The organism is Polaromonas sp. P3_C2 (assembly GCF_056402675.1).
On sequence record NZ_JBFUGX010000991.1, the window covers coordinates 1 to 1109 of the forward strand.

At 63.0% G+C, this 1109-nt stretch carries 1 pseudogene; it reads left to right on the plus strand.

The annotated features are described in order from the left end of the window. Positions 1 to 1109 (plus strand): annotated as a pseudogene (gene aceE / locus AC1DWI_RS24060) (pyruvate dehydrogenase (acetyl-transferring), homodimeric type); the annotation flags it as partial.

The window sequence follows — 1109 nt, forward strand, 5'->3', positions numbered from 1 at the left end:
CTGCACGCCCGCGGCATTGCCAACACTGAAAACCGCAAGGTCTGGGTCTTCTGCGGCGACGGCGAGATGGACGAAGTCGAATCGATGGGCGCCATCGGCCTGGCCGCGCGCGAAAAGCTCGACAACCTCGTCTTTGTCATCAACTGCAACCTGCAGCGCCTCGACGGCCCGGTTCGCGGCAACGGCAAGATCATCCAGGAGCTCGAAGGCGAGTTCCGCGGTGCCGGCTGGAACGTCATCAAGCTCATCTGGGGCAGCAACTGGGATCCGCTGCTGGCCCGCGACAAGGACGGCGCGCTCAGGAAGGTCATGATGGACACGGTCGACGGCGACTACCAGGCCATGAAGGCCAACGACGGCGCCTTCGTCCGCAAGCACTTCTTCGGCAAAGACCCACGCACGCTCGAGATGGTCGCCAAGATGAGCGACGACGACATCTGGAACCTGCGCCGTGGCGGCCATGATTCGCAAAAGGTCTATGCGGCCTTCCACGCGGCCGTCAAGCACGAGGGCCAGCCCACCGTCTTGCTGATCAAGACCGTCAAAGGCTTCGGCATGGGCAAGATCGGCGAAGGCAAGAACAACGTCCACCAGACCAAAAAGCTGGCCGACGAAGACATCAAGGCCTTCCGCGACCGCTTCAACATCCCGATTCCCGACAGCCAGCTCGCCGACATCCCGTTTTACAAGCCGGCCGACGACACGCCCGAGATGCGCTACCTGCACGAGCGCCGCAAGGCCCTGGGCGGCTACCTGCCGCACCGCCGCGTCAAGGCCGACGAGCAGTTCACCGTGCCAGCACTCGAGACCTTCAAGTCGGTGATCGAGCCCACGGCCGAAGGCCGCGAAATCTCGACCACGCAGGCGTATGTGCRCTTTCTCACGCAACTGCTGCGCGACCAGGCCCTGGGCCCGCGCGTAGTGCCCATCCTGGTCGATGAAGCCCGCACCTTCGGCATGGAAGGCCTGTTCCGCCAGATCGGCATCTACAACCCTGACGGCCAGCAATACACGCCGGTCGACAAAGACCAGGTGATGTACTACAAGGAAGACAAGCAGGGCCAGATCCTGCAAGAGGGCATCAACGAAGCTGGTGGCATGAGCAGCTG